A 2759-nucleotide genomic window follows, 5' to 3' on the forward strand; every position below is an offset into this window, starting at 1 on the left:
TGGATATGTTATGGCATCAGACTATAGAAGGAAAATATTAATATCCATAGGTGAAAATATCAAGATCCCTTCCGCTATTGCAGAGGATATTGGATTAAGAACAAATCATGTATCTAACGTTTTGAAAGATTTAAAAGAAAATAATTTGGTTATTTGTCTTAATGAAGAGGCTCGTAAAGGAAGATTATATAAAAACACTGATTTGGGGCTTGAAATTTTAAAATATATTTGAATTTTTTTCACGGTTTAGCTATTGTTTTCCTTAATTTTTTCCAATGGTCTTTATGAATATTTTCTAATTTTAACTGTTTATTTTTTTTTATAAAAAATTGAACATTAGATTATAAAAATTTTTTTAAGTGATTTTTCAAATAAGAATGCCAATCATTATTAATGGTGGCTATTTGTTTTTGCTAAATTATCTAAATATATAAAATTTATTAGTTATTTTAATAAGTATTAAATAATATTTATGATTATTTTATTAAAAAAAGTAGTAAATAACTAGAGATTGTTTATCCCTAATTATTATTGAAATCATCAATTGCCGAATCCACTAATCGGATAACTGATTCGCCAAGGTCAGGATATGAATCGTTGATTGGCACCGGGATATTGTCACAGTAAACCACTTCAAGCCCGGCTGCAATTGCATCTTTTGTTGCAACATCAACGGCTGCCGCCTTAAGTTCAGTCAGCATCACATCGGCCTTATCTAAATATTTTGCCATATCTTCACGTAAAAGAGGTCTGTTTGATAGGTGTGCAGTAGTCCCTATTACTTCGCAGTTGAAGTTATTTTCCAAATACTCAACTAACTTGTCCTTGACGTCTTCCGGAGCGGTAGTGGCAAACAATACCTTTTTGCCTGAGATGTCCTCCAGTGGCTTAGGACGGAATACTGTTGAGATTACTGTTGCATCGGGATTCACTTCTGCTACAAACTCTTCGATTTCAACAATCTTTTCGTTTGAACACATCGGCTCTTCACACATTGTTAAAATTACTAAATCTCCAAGGCCCACTCTGTAAGGCCCAAAGTATGTAGTCAAGTTTTCGATTGGCTGGTTTGCTCCAATGAGCACTATTTTTCTATTGGTTTTAATTGGAGGTATTGCAGCGCCGCTGCCTTCAAAAATAGCAAATTTGGATTCGACCTCATTTGCCAGTTTGGCACCTTTTTTCATATTTGTTAAAAACACTTCACCTGCCATTCCTCCACCGCAACGCCTGCAGCCAATTGTAAGAATTCTGCTCATCAGTGCATCTTCCCAATGATCACTTGCGGCATGAACTCCCTTTTCAGACTGTTCAAGTAAGAATTCTGCATTTATTTTCAGCTTTTCGCCATGAACGATTTCAGGCTCTTCTGGCCCTCCTCTGCCCATTGCGATTACGCATGGTTCATAACCGTTTTTATCTATTAATCTAGAAACAAAACCGGAAACTGCAGTTTTTCCGATGCGCTTTCCGGTTCCAAGAATGGTGATTGATGGCTTTTCCATAATTTCATATTGTGATGTCGGTTCAAATTTAAAATCCGGCCCTTCATATGATATTCCTTCATTCAATACTTTGCAAGCAATCTTAAACCTTTTCGGATAATCCAATATTGGCTCATCACTCAAATCCATTACGGTATCGATATCATATTTTCGAATCATTTCTACAATAATTTCATATGGGATGTCCTTATCCTTGGCAAATTGTACGGGAACTCCTAACTTTTTGGAGTAGGATTCCTCCGAATCATCTCTAAGCTTTTCGGTTCCTCCGATAAAAACCGCACCTGCAATATCAATGTGTTCCAAATTGTTTAGGGTGTCTATCGCTTCCTGTGTGACAGGTAGGTAGTGTTCACCATCAACCAAACAGAGCATCTTGTTAATAGCTTTCATGATAATTAATATAGTCTTTATTAGATATAATAACATATGCATAAGGAAAGAATAGATATCGGCGAAACTCATATCAGGCTGACAACCGATATTGAAAACAATTACCTGAAAAATTATATTTCCTCAATAAGGTCCCAGCTGAAATCATATATCATGACCAATCAGGATTTCTTGCTGTCTTTAGAGCCTCTTAAATGCCGAGAAGAGAGTTTGCCAAAAATCGTTGAAAAGATGTATGAATCTTCTAATTTTGCAGAAACTGGGCCTATGGCATGTGTTGCAGGAGCAATTTCCGAATTGTCTCTGGATTATTTAATCGGTTTGGGTTCCATTTATTCAATCGTCGAAAATGGAGGGGATATCGCAGTGATAAATGATGAAAAGGTCTTGTGCGGAATCTATTCGAACAATCATGTTTTGGGCAATAATATCGCTTTTGAGATAAGGCCCCGCAAAAATCCTTTGGGCATATGCACTTCTTCCGGAAAGATTGGCCATTCCATCAGCTTTGGGATGGCAGACAGCGTTACAGTAATATCCAAATCACCTTCACTTGCCGACGGGCTTGCAACCAGGATTGCTAATGAAGCAACAGGCAAGACAAGTGAAGAAAAAGTAAGTAGTGCGGTAGAATGCGGTGAGAATTTTAGAGAATTTTTTGAAGGCGTTTTGATAATATCAGATGACAATGTTGCAACTATCGGAAAGCTGCCGAGGATTGTTGAAACAGATGAGTTCTCACTGGACTGAAAACAGATACAGAATAATTGAAGAGTGAGTAATTTATTTTATAGTTTTCATGTAAATATTCTTTTTAATACTTTAGCTATTCAAGATAATCAATGTTAAATATTTAATTTA

3 protein-coding genes are annotated in these 2759 nt (G+C 35.9%); 2 read left to right on the forward strand and 1 reads right to left on the reverse strand.

The features are described from left to right. Positions 1-232, forward strand: a 232-nt coding sequence (locus tag ACKI3D_RS08080) for a transcriptional regulator (protein ID WP_407393558.1), incomplete at its 5' end; no start/stop codon positions are given. Positions 233-521: 289 nt separating this feature from the next. Here ACKI3D_RS08080 and ACKI3D_RS08085 read toward each other — a convergent pair. After that, positions 522-1898 (reverse strand): 2,3-diphosphoglycerate synthetase, encoded by a 1377-nt coding sequence (locus tag ACKI3D_RS08085; protein WP_407393559.1) that lies wholly within the window; start codon positions 1896-1898, stop codon positions 522-524. A gap of 36 nt (positions 1899-1934) precedes the next feature. On the opposite strand from ACKI3D_RS08085, the gene ACKI3D_RS08090 reads away from it, so the two are divergent. Continuing rightward, the gene (locus ACKI3D_RS08090; protein ID WP_407393561.1) at positions 1935-2648 is read left to right on the forward strand and encodes a UPF0280 family protein; all 714 of its coding nucleotides are present in this window, start codon (positions 1935-1937) and stop codon (positions 2646-2648) included. The last annotated feature ends 111 nt before the right edge of the window (positions 2649-2759 follow it).

The organism is Methanobrevibacter sp., assembly GCF_045586545.1.
Taxonomy (GTDB): domain Archaea; phylum Methanobacteriota; class Methanobacteria; order Methanobacteriales; family Methanobacteriaceae; genus Methanocatella.